17 protein-coding genes and 2 pseudogenes are annotated in these 17,737 nt (G+C 39.4%); 10 read left to right on the top strand and 9 right to left on the bottom strand.

Going from position 1 to position 17,737, the window contains the following annotated elements; all coding sequences use genetic code 11:
• Window positions 1-58 precede the first annotated feature (58 nt).
• Window positions 59-640: a TetR/AcrR family transcriptional regulator gene (locus ADM90_RS16160; RefSeq protein WP_053995964.1), complete on the bottom strand. Its 582-nt coding sequence runs from the start codon at window positions 638-640 to the stop codon at window positions 59-61.
• 143 nt (window positions 641-783) lie between these two features.
• On the opposite strand from ADM90_RS16160, the gene ADM90_RS16165 reads away from it, so the two are divergent.
• Window positions 784-1,542, top strand: coding sequence for an SDR family oxidoreductase (locus tag ADM90_RS16165; protein WP_053995965.1), 759 nt, complete (start codon window positions 784-786; stop codon window positions 1,540-1,542).
• A gap of 435 nt (window positions 1,543-1,977) precedes the next feature.
• Here ADM90_RS16165 and brnQ read toward each other — a convergent pair whose 3' ends face one another.
• Together brnQ and ADM90_RS16175 are read right to left on the bottom strand one after the other, a co-directional pair.
• The gene (gene brnQ, locus ADM90_RS16170) at window positions 1,978-3,318 is read right to left on the bottom strand and encodes a branched-chain amino acid transport system II carrier protein (protein ID WP_053995966.1); all 1,341 of its coding nucleotides are present in this window, start codon (window positions 3,316-3,318) and stop codon (window positions 1,978-1,980) included.
• Window positions 3,319-3,479: 161 nt separating this feature from the next.
• Window positions 3,480-4,232 carry an alpha/beta hydrolase gene (locus tag ADM90_RS16175; protein WP_053995967.1) on the bottom strand — a complete coding sequence of 251 codons (753 nt, stop codon included), beginning with the start codon at window positions 4,230-4,232 and terminating at the stop codon, window positions 3,480-3,482.
• Between the two features lie 281 nt (window positions 4,233-4,513).
• On the opposite strand from ADM90_RS16175, the gene ADM90_RS16180 reads away from it, so the two are divergent.
• Window positions 4,514-5,404 carry a LysR family transcriptional regulator gene (locus ADM90_RS16180; RefSeq protein WP_053995968.1) on the top strand — a complete coding sequence of 297 codons (891 nt, stop codon included), beginning with the start codon at window positions 4,514-4,516 and terminating at the stop codon, window positions 5,402-5,404.
• 42 nt (window positions 5,405-5,446) lie between these two features.
• On the opposite strand, the gene ADM90_RS16185 is transcribed toward ADM90_RS16180, so the two are convergent.
• Both ADM90_RS16185 and ADM90_RS16190 read right to left on the bottom strand, forming a co-directional pair.
• Complete coding sequence (locus tag ADM90_RS16185; RefSeq protein ID WP_053995969.1) at window positions 5,447-6,244, bottom strand: DUF1835 domain-containing protein; 798 nt, start codon at window positions 6,242-6,244, stop codon at window positions 5,447-5,449.
• A gap of 11 nt (window positions 6,245-6,255) precedes the next feature.
• The gene (locus ADM90_RS16190; RefSeq protein ID WP_053996709.1) at window positions 6,256-6,879 is read right to left on the bottom strand and encodes a LysE family translocator; all 624 of its coding nucleotides are present in this window, start codon (window positions 6,877-6,879) and stop codon (window positions 6,256-6,258) included.
• A gap of 216 nt (window positions 6,880-7,095) precedes the next feature.
• Here ADM90_RS16190 and ADM90_RS16195 point away from each other — a divergent pair, with 216 nt between their 5' ends.
• From ADM90_RS16195 to ADM90_RS16220, 6 genes are all read left to right on the top strand, one after another.
• Window positions 7,096-7,479 carry a hypothetical protein gene (locus tag ADM90_RS16195; protein ID WP_053995970.1) on the top strand — a complete coding sequence of 128 codons (384 nt, stop codon included), beginning with the start codon at window positions 7,096-7,098 and terminating at the stop codon, window positions 7,477-7,479.
• A 383-nt stretch (window positions 7,480-7,862) separates the two neighbouring features.
• A complete protein-coding gene (gene proB, locus ADM90_RS16200) occupies window positions 7,863-8,957 on the top strand; it encodes a glutamate 5-kinase (protein WP_053995971.1) in 1,095 nt (364 codons plus the stop codon).
• A 12-nt stretch (window positions 8,958-8,969) separates the two neighbouring features.
• Window positions 8,970-10,220 carry a glutamate-5-semialdehyde dehydrogenase gene (locus tag ADM90_RS16205; RefSeq protein WP_053995972.1) on the top strand — a complete coding sequence of 417 codons (1,251 nt, stop codon included), beginning with the start codon at window positions 8,970-8,972 and terminating at the stop codon, window positions 10,218-10,220.
• A gap of 38 nt (window positions 10,221-10,258) precedes the next feature.
• On the top strand, window positions 10,259-11,137 hold the full coding sequence (locus tag ADM90_RS16210; protein ID WP_053995973.1) for a DMT family transporter: 879 nt from the start codon (window positions 10,259-10,261) through the stop codon (window positions 11,135-11,137).
• A 15-nt stretch (window positions 11,138-11,152) separates the two neighbouring features.
• Window positions 11,153-12,112: a carbohydrate kinase family protein gene (locus tag ADM90_RS16215; RefSeq protein ID WP_053995974.1), complete on the top strand. Its 960-nt coding sequence runs from the start codon at window positions 11,153-11,155 to the stop codon at window positions 12,110-12,112.
• A gap of 16 nt (window positions 12,113-12,128) precedes the next feature.
• Window positions 12,129-12,524 carry an RDD family protein gene (locus ADM90_RS16220; protein WP_053995975.1) on the top strand — a complete coding sequence of 132 codons (396 nt, stop codon included), beginning with the start codon at window positions 12,129-12,131 and terminating at the stop codon, window positions 12,522-12,524.
• 60 nt (window positions 12,525-12,584) lie between these two features.
• On the opposite strand, the pseudogene ADM90_RS16225 reads toward ADM90_RS16220, so the two are convergent.
• From ADM90_RS16225 to ADM90_RS16235, 3 genes and pseudogenes are all read right to left on the bottom strand, one after another.
• Window positions 12,585-13,016, bottom strand: a pseudogene (locus ADM90_RS16225) (GNAT family N-acetyltransferase).
• Window positions 13,017-13,178: 162 nt separating this feature from the next.
• Entirely contained in the window at window positions 13,179-14,306 is a 1,128-nt protein-coding gene (locus ADM90_RS16230) for a virulence factor (RefSeq protein ID WP_053995976.1), read from the bottom strand.
• Window positions 14,307-14,318: 12 nt separating this feature from the next.
• Window positions 14,319-16,205 carry an ABC-F family ATP-binding cassette domain-containing protein gene (locus ADM90_RS16235; RefSeq protein WP_053995977.1) on the bottom strand — a complete coding sequence of 629 codons (1,887 nt, stop codon included), beginning with the start codon at window positions 16,203-16,205 and terminating at the stop codon, window positions 14,319-14,321.
• A 428-nt stretch (window positions 16,206-16,633) separates the two neighbouring features.
• On the opposite strand from ADM90_RS16235, the gene ADM90_RS16240 reads away from it, so the two are divergent.
• Window positions 16,634-16,912 (top strand): hypothetical protein, encoded by a 279-nt coding sequence (locus ADM90_RS16240; protein WP_053995978.1) that lies wholly within the window; start codon window positions 16,634-16,636, stop codon window positions 16,910-16,912.
• Between the two features lie 69 nt (window positions 16,913-16,981).
• Here the strand turns inward: ADM90_RS16240 and ADM90_RS23950 are convergent.
• Window positions 16,982-17,104, bottom strand: a pseudogene (locus ADM90_RS23950) (HD domain-containing protein); the annotation flags it as partial.
• Between the two features lie 203 nt (window positions 17,105-17,307).
• Between ADM90_RS23950 and ADM90_RS24575 the strand changes: the two are divergent.
• Window positions 17,308-17,737 (top strand): transposase (locus ADM90_RS24575; RefSeq protein WP_161804052.1); only part of this gene is annotated, 430 nt, incomplete at its 3' end.

The raw sequence follows: 17,737 nt of genomic DNA on the forward strand, positions 1-17,737 counted from the left end.
TCCTTCAAATCGAGCGTTCTATCCATCACTTCTCTTTCTATACTTCACTTCAAGCATTCTATTCACCACTCCTCACATTCTTTAAAATAGCTGCTAGCTGCTTATTTAACATGGTCACGCTATCGCTGAAATCGCCACGATACCATTGAATGATAAGTCCGATGATGGCGTTTGCTTGATAAGCGCTATAATAGTCGATTGATATATGATCCTCCATTTGATGCACGTGATGTGTGGAGATATCTCGTTTTAACAGCGAATAAATCCCATCAAATAGCATGTAATAGTACGTTAATGGCACGTTTTTAGAAAACACGATTCGGTAAAACATTTTAAAGCGCTCAATATGGTGAAAAATGCGAATGGTATTTGGGTCTAAATGATTGGTATCCAATGTTGTGACAGCACGATATGGTTCTTCGTAAGATTGATATAAATCCTCCATAATTTCCTGAAAATATTCTTCAAATAGCCCCTCTTTTTGCTCATAATGCAAATAGAAGGTTCCTCGATTGACCTTTGCCTCCCTGCAAATTTCTGCAATGGATATTTGCTCCAATGGTTTTTGACTAAGCAAGGTCAATAAAGCATTATGCAAGGCTTGCTTTGTTTTCATAACACGTAAATCCGTTGTGCGCATTTTTTCAGCTCCTTATTCAACAGTTTTTTTAAAAGCGTTGATTACTCAACACATCGAGAAATTTTGCATATTGAAATCGCTTTCATCTTTATTATATGATTTTAATGAACAGATGTTCAATATCTAACTAGGAGGTCTTTGAGATGAGATTAGCAGATAAAGTAGCCATTGTGACAGGTGCAGCTTCAGGTATGGGGAAAGCCATTGCAGAAGGATATGCGAAAGAAGGCGCTAAGGTGGCCGTTTCAGACTTAAATTTAGAGGGTGCCCAAGCGGTTGTGGAGGGTATTCAAGCGGCTGGAGGAACTGCCTTTGCCATTCAAACAAATGTCGCATCAACAGAAGACTTACAACGTTTATTTGATGAAACGAAAACGAACTATGGTCAATTAGATATATTAGTTAACAATGCAGGTATTATGGATGGTATGGAGCCAGTTGGAGAAATTTCTGATGAACGATGGGAAAAAGTATTTGCTGTAAATACAACAGCCGTTATGCGTTCCATGCGTATGGCGACAGAAATTTTCCTTGCGCAAGGCCACGGTGTCTTTGTCAATAATATTTCTGCTGGTGGCTTATATGGAGCACGTGCAGGAGCGGCTTATACAGCTTCCAAACATGCCGTTGTTGGTTTAACAAAAAATACTGCGTTTATGTATGCGGATAAAAATATTCGCTGTAATGGTATTGCGCCAGGAGCAGTGATGACCAATATCGCCTCTTCTATGACAAATATGAGTCAAACTGGTGCTGCCCGCCAAGCACTAGGTCTATCCATTAATCCGCGGGCTGGACAGCCAGAAGAAATCGCTCAATTAGCTATTTTCCTAGGCTCGGACGAAGCAAGCTTTGTGAATGGACAAGTGATTGCCGTGGATGGTGGCTGGACAGCTTACTAATTTATCGTTTTCCGACAGAAGACGCCCACTCGAAGGAATAATGCGTAAGGTGTAGCCCAATGAGTAAGTGGGAGATGAATGTCAGTTGGCGATAGCCAACATGCCTTCTTGGAGGTATAATATTCTTGAACGATTCTACTGTAGTAGTAGGTGTATAAATAGAACTCGTCTGCTGGCTATCGTTCGCCAATAGCTTTCAAGAGTCGCACAAGATAACTGTAAACCTATGGCACGAAAACCAAGTGTCAAACCGAAAACAAGATTGAAAGACCATACGAATTTCGTATCAATCGTAGGGACTACGAGGGTAGCCTGCTAAAAAACTGGCGGTTACGTTGGTGTTCGCAGGAATCTCCCACTTCAAGCGTGAGCTAAGTGGCGAGTAGCTCAAAAAAAGCACGCACAGAGACATTTTCTGTGCGTGTTTCTTCATTATTATATGACCTTTCGAGACGGAATCAGGCTTCCAAGCATTGCCCCTATTAGCGCAGGTAGTATCCATCCTAAGCCAATATCATAAAAAGGCAGCATCGCAGAATAGTATTTCTCTACTGCATCCAAAACACCTAACTTCGCGCCTGGCACACTTTCAACCAACGCTTTATAGCCATCAATCAAGCTAATGAAAAAGGTAAAAATCATCGCAATCGCATAAACCGTTTGCTTATTCTTAAAGAAGGATGAACCAAGAGCAAGCAAGATTAATACGATGGCTAATGGATACAAGAACATTAAAACAGGGATCGCAAATTGGATGATATTGTTTAAACCAAAGTTTGCAATCGTAAAGGATACAGCACACAATAGGAGCACGAACCATTTATAGCTGATTTTTGGAAATACCTCGTGGAAAAATTCACTACAAGATGTAATTAAACCAATGCTTGTCTTTAAACAAGCTAGCACAATAATAACAGCCAATAAAATAGCTCCAAATGAGCCGAAATAATGTTCCGCCACTGCGGCAAAAATTAAACCACCATTATCAAAAGTGCCTACTGCCTGAATACTGGAAGCACCCATATACGTAATCAATCCGTAAATTAGCATCATTAATGCCATCGCAAAGATTCCAGATGTCCATGTTGCCTTAGCAATTGCCTTACGATCTGAAATGCCCGCATTTTTAATAGCATTAATCACCACAATCCCAAAGGCAAGTGAGGCAAGAGCATCCATCGTATTATAGCCCTCTTTAAAGCCCGTCATAAAGGCAGCATCTATATAATCGCCCATTGGCTGCTGGAAATCCCCCATTGGCTTTACGATGCTTGTGATAATTAGCATAAATAGCACAACTAAAAACGCAGGTGTTAAATATTTACCCACGTAATCCATAATTTTGGCTGGGTTTAAAGAGAAATAATAAACAATGGCAAAAAATAAAAAGCTAAATACAGCAAGTAGTATTGTGGCATGCTGTGCTTGAATATATGGTTCAAAGCCTACTACAAAAGGAACTGTAGCTGTACGTGGGATCGCAAAAAATGGTCCTATCGTTAAATAAAGGGCTAATGAAAAGACAATGCCAAATACAGGATGAACACGGCTTGCTAAATCACGTAAACCATTGCTGCCTGATAAGCCAATTGCTAATATACCGAGGAAGGGTAGCCCAATCGCTGTCACTAAAAAGCCAATTAAGCCAAACCAAAAATGAGTGCCTGCTAATTGACCTAGCTGAATCGGAAAAATAAGGTTCCCCGCTCCAAAATACAGTCCGAATAACATTGTGCCAATTACTGCATAGGTTGAAAAAGGTATCTTTTGTTGCATCTTTGATGTACTCCTTAGAAGTTTTTGATAATCGTAAATTATTTTAATCAAATATTTTTACACTACAATTTCACTATGGTAGCAGGCATTTATTATAATTACAATACTTTTTTGTTTATCTAAAATGAAAAAAAGAGCTGCCTGCTGACAGCCCTTCCCTCTTAGTTTGCCACTGACCATTCAACATGGTCTAAAAATTTATAAACATCTTCATACACTTTATCGCGCTCTTTATCTAATGTGATAATATGTCCAGAGTTTTTATACCAAATAATTTCCTTGTCATCTGTTTCTACTGTATTTAAAATAAATGGTGCACTTTCTTGATAGAGATCGTCATCTAATGCACCTTGTAATACTAATGTTGGTGCTTTGATCGTTGATAATTCTTCACGAGTTTCAGTTGTTAAACGTGTTACGCCATCTAATGAGTCTTTTGGTGTAATACGTAGCTCGTGCAACTCTGAAATAATTTGATCTTTTGATTTATTTTCAAAATGTTTATATAAACGAGCATAATGGTATAAACGTGTAAATAAGCCCTTTGAGTTATCACGCGTAATCGGTGCACACATTGCGACACATGCTTTAACAGGGAATTTCTCTGCAACTTTTAATGAGAATACGCCGCCAAGTGAAATCCCAACGACAGCGATTTCTTCATAGCCATTTTTTTGTAGGAAGTTATAACCTTCCACTACATCATTCCACCAATCCTCTGGCTTTGTTTCTAATAAGGCTTCAGGTTCTACACCATGCCCACTATAAATTGGTGCATGTACAGTATAGCCTCGTTTGGATAAAAATTCTCCTAGCTTTTTCACATCCTTTGTGCTACCTGTGAATCCATGCAGTAATAATACGGCTTTTTTGCCTCTCTCAATTGTTAAAGGTTGTGGTTTTGTCAGCTTCATATTATGATATCCCCTTCGCGGAAATGTTAATTGTGTATTTTATGTGTCTATCTTATCATCCTTTATTCATAATGTATAATTTATAGTTTTTATCAAATCAATTCACTTTATGCATGAATGATGTCAGGTTAACAGCGCTACTATCACACTTTCTATACCTTAACTTTCCAAGCTGGTTGTAAAATGCTGCATTCTTTGAAAAAATTTTTACGCCCTATACTTCCTAACGGTTTCTCGTTATAATGCAGTTAACTCAATTTTAGGGAAAACGAGGTGAAAAAATGGAGTGGCAGCAATTAGAATATTTTGTAACGGTTGCAAAGTTAGAGCATATGACACGCGCTGCAGAAGCATTAGCAATTTCACAGCCTGCACTCAGCCGTTCGATTTCCAAACTAGAGGAAGAATTAGGAGTACCCCTATTTGATCGACAGGGACGCTCCATTATGCTGAATCGCTATGGTGAACTGTTTTTATACCGTGTGCAGCGAATGCGTAAAGAATATGAAAAGGCTGTTTTAGAATTACAGGAGTTAAATAACCCAGAGCTTGGGGATGTGTCACTCGGTTTTTTACATACGCTTGGGACTAGTATTGTACCAGACTTGATTCGTGCCTTTCGTCAAAAGCACCCCCGTATCCACTTTCACTTTACACAAAACTATTCACATTCACAGGTAAAGCAATTGCTCGCTGGCGAATTGGACCTTTGTTTAATTGCTGCAATTGATACAGAGCCGCCAGTCTGCTGGCAAGAGCTGTGGCGCGATGAGCTGTTTATTATGGTACCTATTGACCATCCAATGGCCCATCGCAAAAGTATTAAAATGAAGGAGCTGGAGCATGAAAGTTTTATTTTAATGAAAAAGGGTTACGCCTTGCGCCGTACTGCTGACCGTTTGCTCCATGCAGCAGGCATTAAGCCGAAAATCACTTATGAAGGTGATGAGGTCTCAACCATTGTTGGTTTTGTGGGGGCTGGCCTTGGTGTTTCACTACTGCCAGATGATGAGGACTTAAATCCAAAAAAAATCGTTAAAATCCGTGTGGATGATATGGTATGCGAACGAATTATCGGTATGGCTTGGGTGGATAATCGTTATTTGTCCCCCTCTGCACGTCAATTTCAGCAATTTGTCTTTGATTTTTATGAACAAAAAAGCGCTAAATAAAGCGGTAGATTGCACTGTACGTTACAGTCTACCGCTTTTTTCTTATGTCTCTATATAGGTCACACGACAGGTATGAATATCTGTTAAATCTCCCTCGACCTTTAAGTAGCCTTTTTCGTTTAAAGCGATGATTCGATTAATAATAAATTCCTCACTGAGATAATCGTTGGATGTATCATAGACTACACCAATAACACGCATAAGCTCAATCCATTCCTGATGCTGTTGCTGATGTAAATTTTGTACACAGTTTATAATCATTGCATCCAGTGCAGTCTCCTCTACATGTACAACCCCATTTTCCCATATACGCAACGTGCTAGGATGGCGCTTTAGCTCTTCCCACTCCTTGGCAAGGCGCTGACATGTTGGAATGGAAAATCGTTTTGCATCAGCCCGAAGTTTCATCAACATGTCAGATGAGAGCTCACCTGTATAACGTATATTTGTATTGGCTTGTAGGCGTTGCAAGCCCTCTGTTGCATCAATGCCATAGACCCTATTGCATTTATTAATAAACTCACTCATCACATAGCGCAGTCCAATTTGTTCATGCGCATTTTGGCTATACCAAACCCATACATCTACATCACAGGGTACACCCTCGATTTTTTTCTTCCAGTTTTTATAAAGATCATCGTACAATTGCTGATCCTCATCATCTTTAAAAATATGTGAGGCTAACCAGCTTTTACGCTCTTCCATGTTTTTTAGTGGACCAATCGAAAAAATATCGTGAATACTTAAAACTACTTCATCGCGCTGTAAATGATGCTGACGTATTGCCAGCTTCATGGAACCTTGAGTCGCTAAACTTAAGGTAATATGTAAAATAGCCATATCCATTCCCCCTACTGTTTGCTTAATGCAATTTGTATCCCAATAAACGTAAATAAGATACCTTGAACGATATTTAAACGCTTTGCAATCGCTGGTTTCCCAATAATCACTTGTCGTGCCTTTCCTGCAAATATGCTAAATAATGAAAAGAGTATAAAGGCTTGCACTAAAAATACAATACCCAACATAAGCATTTGCCATGCAACATGTCCCTGTGCTGGATGGACAAACTGTGGTAATAGTGCTAAGAAAAATAAAGATACTTTTGGATTTAATATATTCATCAAAATGCCCTTTTTATATAATTCGATGTAAGCCTGTTCGTTTTGTTGCTGCAATGTAAATGGGTCACCCTTCGCACGAAAAGATTGCCAAGCTAGATATAGTAAATACAATGCTCCCGCAAACTTCACAATTGAGAAAATAATTGTAGATTGATAAATAATTGCAGAAATACCGAGTACCGCTGCACTAATATGCACAAGCAGACCTGTACAAAGTCCAAGTGATGTGGCAATACCAGCTTTTTCATCCTGTGTAATACTTTGGGCAAGGACAAATAAATTATCTGGCCCTGGCATCAGCGTTAACATGATCGCTGCTCCTAAAAATGCGAATATTGTAGAGAGTTCCAACATGTTCCCTTCCTTCAACTTCTTTTACAAACTATTTACATTATACTACATGACGTTGTTCTCTTTTGCTGTAACTTTATGAATTTATCGAAAACTTTTCATGAACTTTCGTATCATAAATTTTTCTCGCTTAAGCAATACTTTTCTTTCCCAATACCTTATAATAGTAGAAACTTATAAAAAAGTCAGATTCCTTTAAAAAAGAGGTGGTTGTGATTGGCAGTTAGCGATATTGTGACACGGTACGAGGATGAACAGGGTCAGATTTATTACAAAATGAAATCGCATGATATTGAGGTGAAGGCAACGCAAAATGCAGGCTTGGCCCCTGTTATTACCTACTGGTTGGGCGAACGAGAAATTACAGATGATATTCGTGATTTACGCTTTAGCCCACGTCCTCCAGATAGTTATATTCAGGATTATGAGGAATTTCAAGCAATGCTTTATACAAAAGAGCAGCGCGCCATTAATCAGCTTTACGAACAATTGAGCATTAAACCGAAAAATATGTCCACGGTTAAACAAATCATCTGGAGCTTCTTTGTGATTATTTTAGCCATGCTGCCTCTTCTCATTGCTATTTGGTGGCTTCAATAATGAGACAATCCCCTTATCTTACTTTATCAAAATTTTCAAGTAATTTTTCTTATCCATCTTGACAGACTGGGCGAAGTAGTGCATTCTTGAGTCAATAATAAAAAACGAACGAAGACTAGTAATAAGAAACTGCTTGAGTAGAGAGTAATGTCCATCGGCTGCAAGACATTGTACAAGAAAGACTTATGAACCTACTTCGTATATCGTCCTAGCCAAACTAGGCGCAGTCTCCAGCGTTATGAGCAAAGTGGAATGTCTAATGATATTCAATGTAGGTGGTACCACGGAAAGTAAGCCTTTTCGTCCTAATTTTTAGGATGAAAAGGCTTTTTTATCTTTATTCTAAGGAAAATGTTAAACAAACGGCAACTGGAGGTAGTGTAATGGAGAAAAAAAGAATTGTCGTGAAAATTGGCAGTAGTTCTTTAACCAATTCAAAAGGCGAAATCGATAAAGTTCGTTTAATGGACCATGTACAGGCAATCGCAACGTTAAAAATGCAAGGGCATGAGGTCTTACTTGTATCATCAGGTGCTGTAGCGGCTGGCTTTAAACAGCTTGGCTACCCTGCCCGTCCTGTTACCGTCAAGGGTAGACAAGCTGCGGCAGCGGTAGGGCAAAGCTTACTTCTTCAAACCTACCAAGCATTATTTAGCATTTACGATATTATACCTGCGCAAATTTTACTGACACGTACGGATTTTTCGAAAAAAGAATGCTATAAAAATGCCTATGCTACGTTTGAGGAGTTATTAGAACGTTCGATGCTACCGATTATTAATGAAAACGATACTGTATCTATTAGTGAATTAACGTTCGGAGATAATGATATGCTTTCGGCCCTTGTTAGTGGTCTTGTTCATGCAGATCAGCTTATTATTCTAACGGATATTAATGGTTTATATAATGCAAATCCCGCAAAAAATCCACAGGCTGAGCGCATTGATCGGCTCACGGCGATTACAGATGATATGTTTGCCTTTGCCGATGGGGCAGGCTCAAAGATTGGTACAGGCGGTATGACCTCTAAGCTATTAGCAGCACGAGCAGCTCTACAGGCAGGCGTCAAAGTATTTATTGGTACAGGACAGGGTGCTGATAAGCTTGTGACAATTTTAGCTGGTCATGGCGATGGCACCTATATTGAGCATGATGAGCTAGCTGTGTTAGCCAATCATAAACAATGGATTGCACTTACGGAAGTATCTGGTAAAATCTTTATAGATAGTGGTGCTGAACAAGCATTATTAGACAATGGCAAAAGCCTATTACCTGCTGGTGTGTATCGTGTAGAGGGTGATTTTTCCAGCGGTGATGTGGTAGAGGTCTATAGCAAAAATGGACTTTTAGGGCGTGGTGAAGTTTTATATTCATCCCTAGAGCTAGCTTCAGCAATGGGCAAGCGGACAGACACTCTATCAAAATACCCGTGTGAGGTTATTCACCGCAATAAATGGCTGAAAATTCAAGCAAATTAAGGAGGAAATTTTATGACGAGTGAAATTCAAGAAAAAGGAAAACGCGCAAAGGCAGCAAGTTATGTTTTAAATATCAAAACAACTAGTGAAAAAAATGAGGCACTTACAAAAATTGCCGAACAATTATTAATCGACCAACAAGCAATCATCACTGAAAATGCCAAAGACCTAGCAAAAGGCGAAGAACAAGGCATACCAGCTTCTACATTGGATCGTATTATGCTTAACAGTGAGCGCATTACAGCTATGGCGGATGCTATTCATTTACTTGTAAAATTAGATGATCCAGTCGGAAAGGTTGTTGAGCATATCAAAAAAGACAATGGCTTACAAATTGAAAAGCGTAGTGTGCCACTTGGTGTTATTGGTATGATTTATGAGGCACGTCCCAATGTAACCGTTGATGCAGCTACCCTTGCTTTAAAAACAGGGAATGCTGTCGTTTTACGTGGAAGTTCATCTGCTAAATTTTCAAATATCGCTCTTGTGACAAGCATTCATTGCGCACTCGCTAAAACTGCTGTTCCTACAGATGCTGTACAACTAATTGAAGATACAAGCCGCGAAACAGCCAAAGAATTATTTCATTTAAAGGATTATTTAGATGTGTTAATTCCGCGAGGCGGCAAGGCTCTTATTGATTTAGTGGTTAATGAGGCAACGGTTCCTGTGCTTGAAACAGGTGCAGGCAACTGTCATATTTATGTGGACGAAATGGCGGATTACATAAAAACGGAAAAAATTTGTTTAAATGCTAAAACACAACGCCCTTCTGTTTGTAATGCGGCAGAGAGCTTATTAATTCATCCTGCTTGGTTTCAAACTTATGGTACTCAGCTCCTAACAGCCCTCCAACAGGCAGGTGTGACGATTATTGGTGATGCCAATGTCTGTCAAGCATTCGAAGCTGCCCTTCCAGCGACAGAGGAGGATTATGGAACAGAGTATCTCGATTTAACCATCAGTGTTAAATTGGTTGAAAATGTGTATGAAGCAATTGAGCATATTCATCAATATGGCACAAATCATTCGGAGGCCATTGTAACAGAAGATCAAGTAGTTGCGGATACGTTTTTACATAGTGTGGATGCAGCGGCTGTGTATCACAATGCCTCTACTCGCTTTACAGATGGCTTTGAATTTGGCTATGGTGCAGAAATTGGGATTAGTACGCAAAAGTTACATGCTAGAGGACCAATGGGCTTACCTGCCTTAACATCTACGAAATATTTCATTTATGGTGATGGACAAATCCGCGTATAGATAGAAGCACTACTGTTATTGAAGAAAGAGGGTTATGGATGAATATTTCAGCCATTCTTAAATTAACTGTATCCATGGCACTTTTTGGCTCTATTGGCTTTTTTACTGTTCATACAGGGATACCTGCCATAGAGCTTGTCTTTGTGAGATGTATTTGTGCCACCTTCTTTCTAGGAGGTTTGTGGTTGCTTGTAGGAGGACATAAAACAGAGGTTTGGGAGAAGAAGGAAATTTTCCAAACGCTGATTTGCGGTATTTTTCTCGTCTTAAACTGGGTTTTTTTATTTAAAGCGTTTGAGGAAATGTCAATTTCCATTGCGATTTCTATTTATAATTTAGCACCTATTTTTGTGTTAATTTTAGGTGCTCTTCTTTTAAAGGAAAAGTTGACAATTCAGGGACTTGTGGCAACTGTTACTTGCTTTATTGGCAGTATGTTCATTATTGGTCTGAATAACTTTATATCCTTCTCAGCATTTATGCAATCAGGCTTTGTTTGGGCATTCTTATCAGCGATCTGTTATGCCCTTACGATGCTAACAAGTAAGACCATTACAAAGCTTAGCTCCTATGCCCTAACTTATATTCAAACAACAGTTGGCATTGTGATGCTACTGCCTTTTATTGATTTTTCGCTTTTTGAGGGCTTAACTACAATGAATTGGCTCTATATTTTAGGCACAGGATTTATTCATACGGGCTTTGTTTACTATTTATTTTTTGATAGTATTCGTAGTCTTCCCACTATTCTAGTATCCGTCTTAGTTTTTGTCGATCCTGTTGTGGCGATTTTACTCGATATACTGCTACTTGATTTTATGCCAAGCTTTATGCAAACAATGGGCATTTTACTTATTTTTGGTGGGATTTTCTATACAATATATATGCCAAAAAATAAACGGCTTTCTCAGGCTTAAAAAGGAGGTATAGTAATGGGAAGACTCTTTACTATTGGCGAATTATTAATTGATTTTACGCCTACAAATGAATACGGCTCTCTTACAGCAATTGAACACTTTACCAAAAATGCTGGAGGAGCTCCGGCTAATGTAGCAGCGGTTTGCGCAAAACTTGGGCTACAGGCTGCCCTTTTCACACAAGTAGGTCAAGATGCTTTTGGCGATTTCCTTAAAACGACCTTGCAACAGGCAGGTGTAGATACAAGCTATATTCGTCAAACAACAGAGGGTGAAACAAGCCTTGCCTTTGTGTCCTTAGCAACGAATGGGGATCGTGATTTTTTATTTTATCGTCGACAAACAGCGGATTTATTATATAAGCCAGAATACCTTCCCTTGCAGCTTTTAACATCTAATGATATCGTTCATTTTTGCTCAGTCAATCTAGTAGAAAGCCCCATGAAACAGGCACATATAGCACTAATTGAACAGGCACATCAGGCGGGCAGTCTTGTATCCTTTGATCCAAATGTGCGCTTGCCCTTATGGCACAATGAGTCTGCCTGTCGTGAAACCATCCTCGCGTTTTTGCCAAAAGCACATATTGTTAAGCTTTCTGAGGAAGAGCTGGTGTTTTTAACAGCAATAGAGGATGAGCAAATAGCCGTTCAAACCTTATTTCAAGAAAACGTAGCCATTATTATCATTACTCATGGTGCAAAGGGCGCTTCTTTGTATACGACACAGCAGCATTTTTATGTCCCTGCTGATAAGGTGGCTACAGTTGATACTACAGGAGCAGGAGATGCATTTATCGGTGCTCTATTAAGTCAATTTCTTACGCAGCACTTAACAGTGGCTACCATCGCTGCTTTTTGTGAACAGCATGCAGAGGATCTTTTATCATTTGCTAATCATTATGCAGGCATATCAACAACAAGACATGGAGCTATCCCCTCTTACCCTGCACGTCATGAACTATCATTTAGATAAGATAAGGGAGGAAACGATGGAATCTATCACTAAAAAACGAACAGCTACCTATATGATTGATGTAGCCATTTCAACAACTGTTACATTCGGTATTGAATATTTCCTACGAAAAAAAGTAAAAAATGAGGCTGTTCATGCACTTGTCATACCTACTGCTGTGATGTGGACATTGGGATATGTACAGTTTCGTAAAAAGGGACAAACCATTGGCTATAAAGCAATGGAGCTAGTACTAGAAAGTGAAGATGGACAGGCATTATCAGGCTCACAACTTATCAAACGAATGGCCTACCGAGATACACTCAGTACATTTGACTATATCAAAAATCCGCAAGCTTTTGCTCAACAGAATGGGCAACGGCTTCCGCATGATCGCATTTCAGGGGCCCTTGTTCAAGAGCAATTATCCTAACAGCAAAAATTCGCATTGCTTTCTATCAACTTAGTAAGCAATGCGGATTTTCAACTTAGTTTACCAATATTTTTTCATTAAAATATGCGGAATATTGCAATCCATAAATTCTTCGCCTTCACTTTTATAGCCTAATTTTTCATAAAAGCCCTCAGCGTGGATTTGTGCCTCTAATTTCACTTTTGTTAAGCCCTTTTCTTGGGCAATTTGCTCTAATCCTCGAATAATTTCTTTGCCAAGGCCATATTTACGGAATTCCTCCAGTATGCAAATGCGCTCCAATTTGCCATAGCCCCCTACTACTCGTAGTCTACCTGTACCAACGGGCTGCTCCTGATATTACGCAAGAATATGGTCACACGGAGCATCTAATCCATCATAAGCATCAATTTCTTCTTCCTCTGGTACTTGTTGCTCTTCAATAAAAACTTTCCGACGAATATCCAATGCTGCTTGTAATGCTGCTTCTGATGTTATTTTTTTGGTACTCACTTGCGATTCCTCCTTGTGTCAGCTCTTTAGCGCCATCTTCGTTTAGCGATGATGTTACTATAGTATAAAATGAGTTTTATTGCAAATACAACAAAAAAGATGGAGTGAGTTTACATTTTTTTGAGCAAACACAGAAAAAACCAGCAGCTGCTGGTTTTTCGTTTATTGCTGACGAGATTCTGTCATTTGCTTCCATACAGAGCCTTTTGCTTCCTCACCCTGTTCAATGCGTGCAATGGCCATTTTGATTTGTAATTTTACTTCAAATTCTTTATCATCTTCAGCCGCCTTTAATGCTGGTAAAGACTGCTCCGTACCCACCTCATATAAATACATGGCTGCACGCCAACGCACAAGCTTGTTTTTATCCTGTAACGCTTTTTGAATGGCTTCTTCAAATTCTACAAGGCCCAAATCACTCATACAGTCACCCGCTGTTCGACGCACGGCTGCACTTTTATCCTGTAAGGCTTTTTCTAAATAAGGCACTACTGCCACATCCTCAATCATGCCTAAGTAGACAGTCGCGAGTCGACGAATAGACATTTGGTCATCCTGTAGAGCTAAATCTAATAGAGCTAGATCATCTAGCTCTGGATCAGCCATTTGATCAAGCAACTGGAAGCGTTTCTCCCACTCAGGTTGCTTAAATTGCTCAACCGTCACTTTTAACTTGTCCGTTTTCACAACAGCTTTTTCATCATCATTATTAATGGCAGCAACAATTTCTGCTAGACGTTTTGCAGAATATGTGATATTGATCTCTTGTTTAACAGTTTCTGCAATTTCTTCTAGTTCGCCATAGCGCACACCATAATCAATCCATTTACGTTGGAAAATATAGTTTTCATCAACCACTGACTCAATAATTTGATTAAACGCCTCCACAAAACGGTCACCACAGCTCACACGATGTTCTCGTTGATTATCAAAAACCTTTACCTGTAATGGGATTTGCTTATAAAATTGCACATGCACATAAACCTCACCATAAAATTCATTAGCAATTTGTGTATCATCCTGCGCTTGTACATCTTCTCCTAGCACTTGGCGGATACTAGCTAAAATTCCTTCCCATGCGTATTTAGCATTACGCTCAACTGCAAAAAAATCAGCTACATGGTAAACACCCTTGACTCCTTCTATTGCTAAAATCGCTGCTGCTTCACCAGTTGCTTCGTGCTTATTATCCTTCGTAAAATTATAGCTTTTACCAAATGGTAACTCTGTATCCACAACAACCTTCATTGAATTAGGGCTTGGTGTTGGTTCAATTGTGATAATTTTCATCTTTATCGCTCCTTATCCATTGACAATTTCATCTAAATAAGACCATCTTTCAATCAAATGCTCATACTGTCCATTTAGCGCATCCAGCTTGGCTGTTAATTCCTGAAGCTTGGTAAAATCTGAGCCAGCATGTGCAATGCCTTCTTCGGTCTCCATAATCGCTGTTTCTATTTTTTCAATCTCATCTGCAATCGTTTCCCATTCCCTTTGCTCTTTAAACGATAGCTTTTTCTTCTCTGTTTTTGGCTTTTCGGCCTTGGCCTTTTCCACTTTTGGTGTTTCTACTTTGACAATTGCGGCCTGCTCACGCTTCTCCAGGTACTCACTGTAAAGATCCAGTGTTTCCTCTACTTGCCCCTGACCATCTAATATCCATAGCTTTTTCGCAATACGGTCTAGGAAGAAACGGTCATGGGAAATTGTGATAACAACGCCAGGGAAATGCTCGATGAAATCCTCTAGCACACCCAATGTTTCAATATCCAGATCATTCGTTGGCTCGTCCAGCAACAAAACGTTAGGTTGCTCCATCAATAAACGTAATAAATGAAGACGCTTGCGCTCACCGCCCGATAATTTGCCAATCGGTGTACCATGTGCATGCAGTGGGAATAAAAAGCGCTCCAGCATTTGCGCTGCTGAGTAGCGCACACCCTCTGCATCTGTAATATCATTTGATGCCTCACGTATATATTCAATCATGCGCTCATTTTCATTCATTTTCGGCAATGTTTGCTTGAAATGTGCCAGCTTCACTGTTGATCCAACAAGAATTTCACCTTGATCTGGCGTCAGCTCCCCTGCTAGCATGTTCAATAAGGTTGATTTTCCTACACCATTTGCACCAATAATGCCAATTCGATCACCCTGCTGTAATAAAAATGAGAAGTTTTTAACGATTTTTTGCTGTCCAAAGGCTTTCGAAATATGCTCAGCCTCCAGCACCTTACGACCAAGACGTGTTGTCGCAAGTCCCATATCCAAGGAAACATCTTCTGTTTTGCGTTCTAGGTTTTCTTCTAGCTTTTCAAAGCGTTGAATACGAGCCTTTTGCTTGGTTGAACGCGCCTTCGCACCACGACGTATCCATTTTAATTCTGAACGGTAACGATTGCGATCTTTCTGTGCAGAAGCAGCTTGCATCTCCTCACGAATAGCTCGAGCCTCTAAATAATCACCGTAATTCCCTGTATGACGATACAAGGTTTGATTCGCTAACTCGTAAATATGTGTTGATAATTCATCTAAGAAATAACGATCGTGGGTGATGAAAATCACTGCACCCTTTAGTCGTAGCACCATTTCTTGGAGCCACTCTGTTGACTGTACATCTAAATGGTTGGTCGGCTCATCCAATAAATATAAATCAGCAGGCTCAATTAAGACTTTGGCTAAGGCTACCCGTTTTTGCTGACCACCTGATAGCGTTAACACTTCGTTGTCGAATGTTTCGATGCCAAGCTTTGTCAATGCTGTTTTAGCAAGCGCATTAATATCCCATGCCTGCTCCTCATCCATACGCTGTTGCAAGCTAAATAACGTCTTTTGCAGACTTTCAGATGTTGGATTTACTGCGAGTGCAGCAACGGTTTCTTCATATTGACGATTCAGCTGTAAAATGGGTGAATTCCCTGCAAACACTGCCTGTAAAACCGTTTCGCCAGCCTCAAATGTCGGCTCCTGCGGCAAATAGGCGACACGGTATTTATTTGGGCGATCCATTGTTATCGAATCCGCTTCAATGTCCCCCGCTAAAATGGATAACAGGGTCGATTTTCCCGTTCCATTAATGCCAATTAAGCCTGCTCGCTCTCCTTCATAAATCGTAAATTCAATATGTTGAAAAAGCGTTTTATCGCCAACCGTTTTTGTTAAGTTTTGTACAATTAAATGACTCATTCCACTATTCCATCTCTTTCATGTTAGGTATGTTGATGCCCACACGATTTTTATGTAGACGATTCTTGCTATCCATTATTCATCATAACACCAATTGACAGGTAAACAAAGAGCAACACCCTAACACGGCTTGCTGTTCTCAAATGCTGACAGAGCTAGATAGTTCCTTGTTCTATATGCTGTGCTTCCGATATTCATGGGAGCTCTCCCCGGATTAACCGTTCTCCGCATTAGCATTATTATGCATCAGGTTGCTACCACTCGTGCAACTTTCAGCAATTGACGCACACATCCAAGACTAAGGATTTTTTTAATCTATCGCGACAATAAGAAATAATTCAGCCTTAAGCGATTCATATTTCCGTTTGAGCTAATCAAAATTGTAGTGTAACATAATAATTCGATCTATTGTAAAGAGTGATTTTTTTATGGCGTTAGCAGTCATCATTCATCTCGTTTTATATATAGCCAACCTTGTGTTCATTTTAGATAAAAATATCCTTCCTTATCGTATACCTAAAGGTAAAATTGTATTTACTTTACTCAATCTTCTATCATTAGCTTGTGGTATATTCTTGATGCAATTTGCTTTTGCTATTAGCCATTTCGATCCTGTTACAGGCATTGATAAGGCAATCAATATGAAAACGAAATTTCTACTTGCGATAGGCGTTTTTATTTTATTATACGGAACGTACTCCTTATAATTTTAGTACTCCGAAAGAAATATCCAAACCAAGCACAAAAACCGCCCTTCCACTGAAAGGCGGTTCATCCTATTGACCAAGTTCATGCTGTAGCTGTTGTAAAAAACTTTCCATAAATTGATGACGTTCAAGTGCCATTTGCTTCCCCTTTTCTGTCACCATTAAATCTTTTAGCAGTAATAATTTATCATATATAAAGAATGGTTACATTTCAGCAAGAAGCTCATCCCAATAAATTGGAATGAGCTTGATAGAATCTTTATATTTACTTGAGTTAATTTCATAATTCTAATCCCTTTAATATCAAGGGCTAAAATTAAATAAAAATGAGGCACCTCCCCAAATTCGGTATAATGGTAGCGACTAAACAACCCACCGAAAAGGAATGATGCCTCATGACTATTGTAAAACAAATGAGCCTATTTGACATCCGTGAATTATTGAAAATGGAAAGTTCTCGTCGTTTTGATGCTATTTTAGCCACTTTCGATGTGCAGCCAATCTTTCAACTATTTCGAAAGAAGACGATGCGTGGTGCTCCACGAGAATTAAACTACGGTGCGATGATTCAATCATTGATGATCCGCATTGTCGAGCGTATCCCTACCGTTAAAGATTTGGTCAATCGATTAACGCATGATTTCGTCTTTCGCTTAGATTGTGGCTTTTTAGTTTCGGACACGGTGCCATCTGAAGCCTCGTATTCACGTATGGTCGACGTGATTAGTCAATCAGATGTCTTAGATCGCATGCACGATGAACTTATTCAAGCTGCCTTTACAGAAGGTTTTCTTGAAGAGGAACACCTTAGTTTTGATGCAACAC

The sequence above is a fragment of the Lysinibacillus macroides genome, assembly GCF_001281525.1.
In the GTDB taxonomy this organism is placed as follows: domain Bacteria; phylum Bacillota; class Bacilli; order Bacillales_A; family Planococcaceae; genus Lysinibacillus; species Lysinibacillus macroides.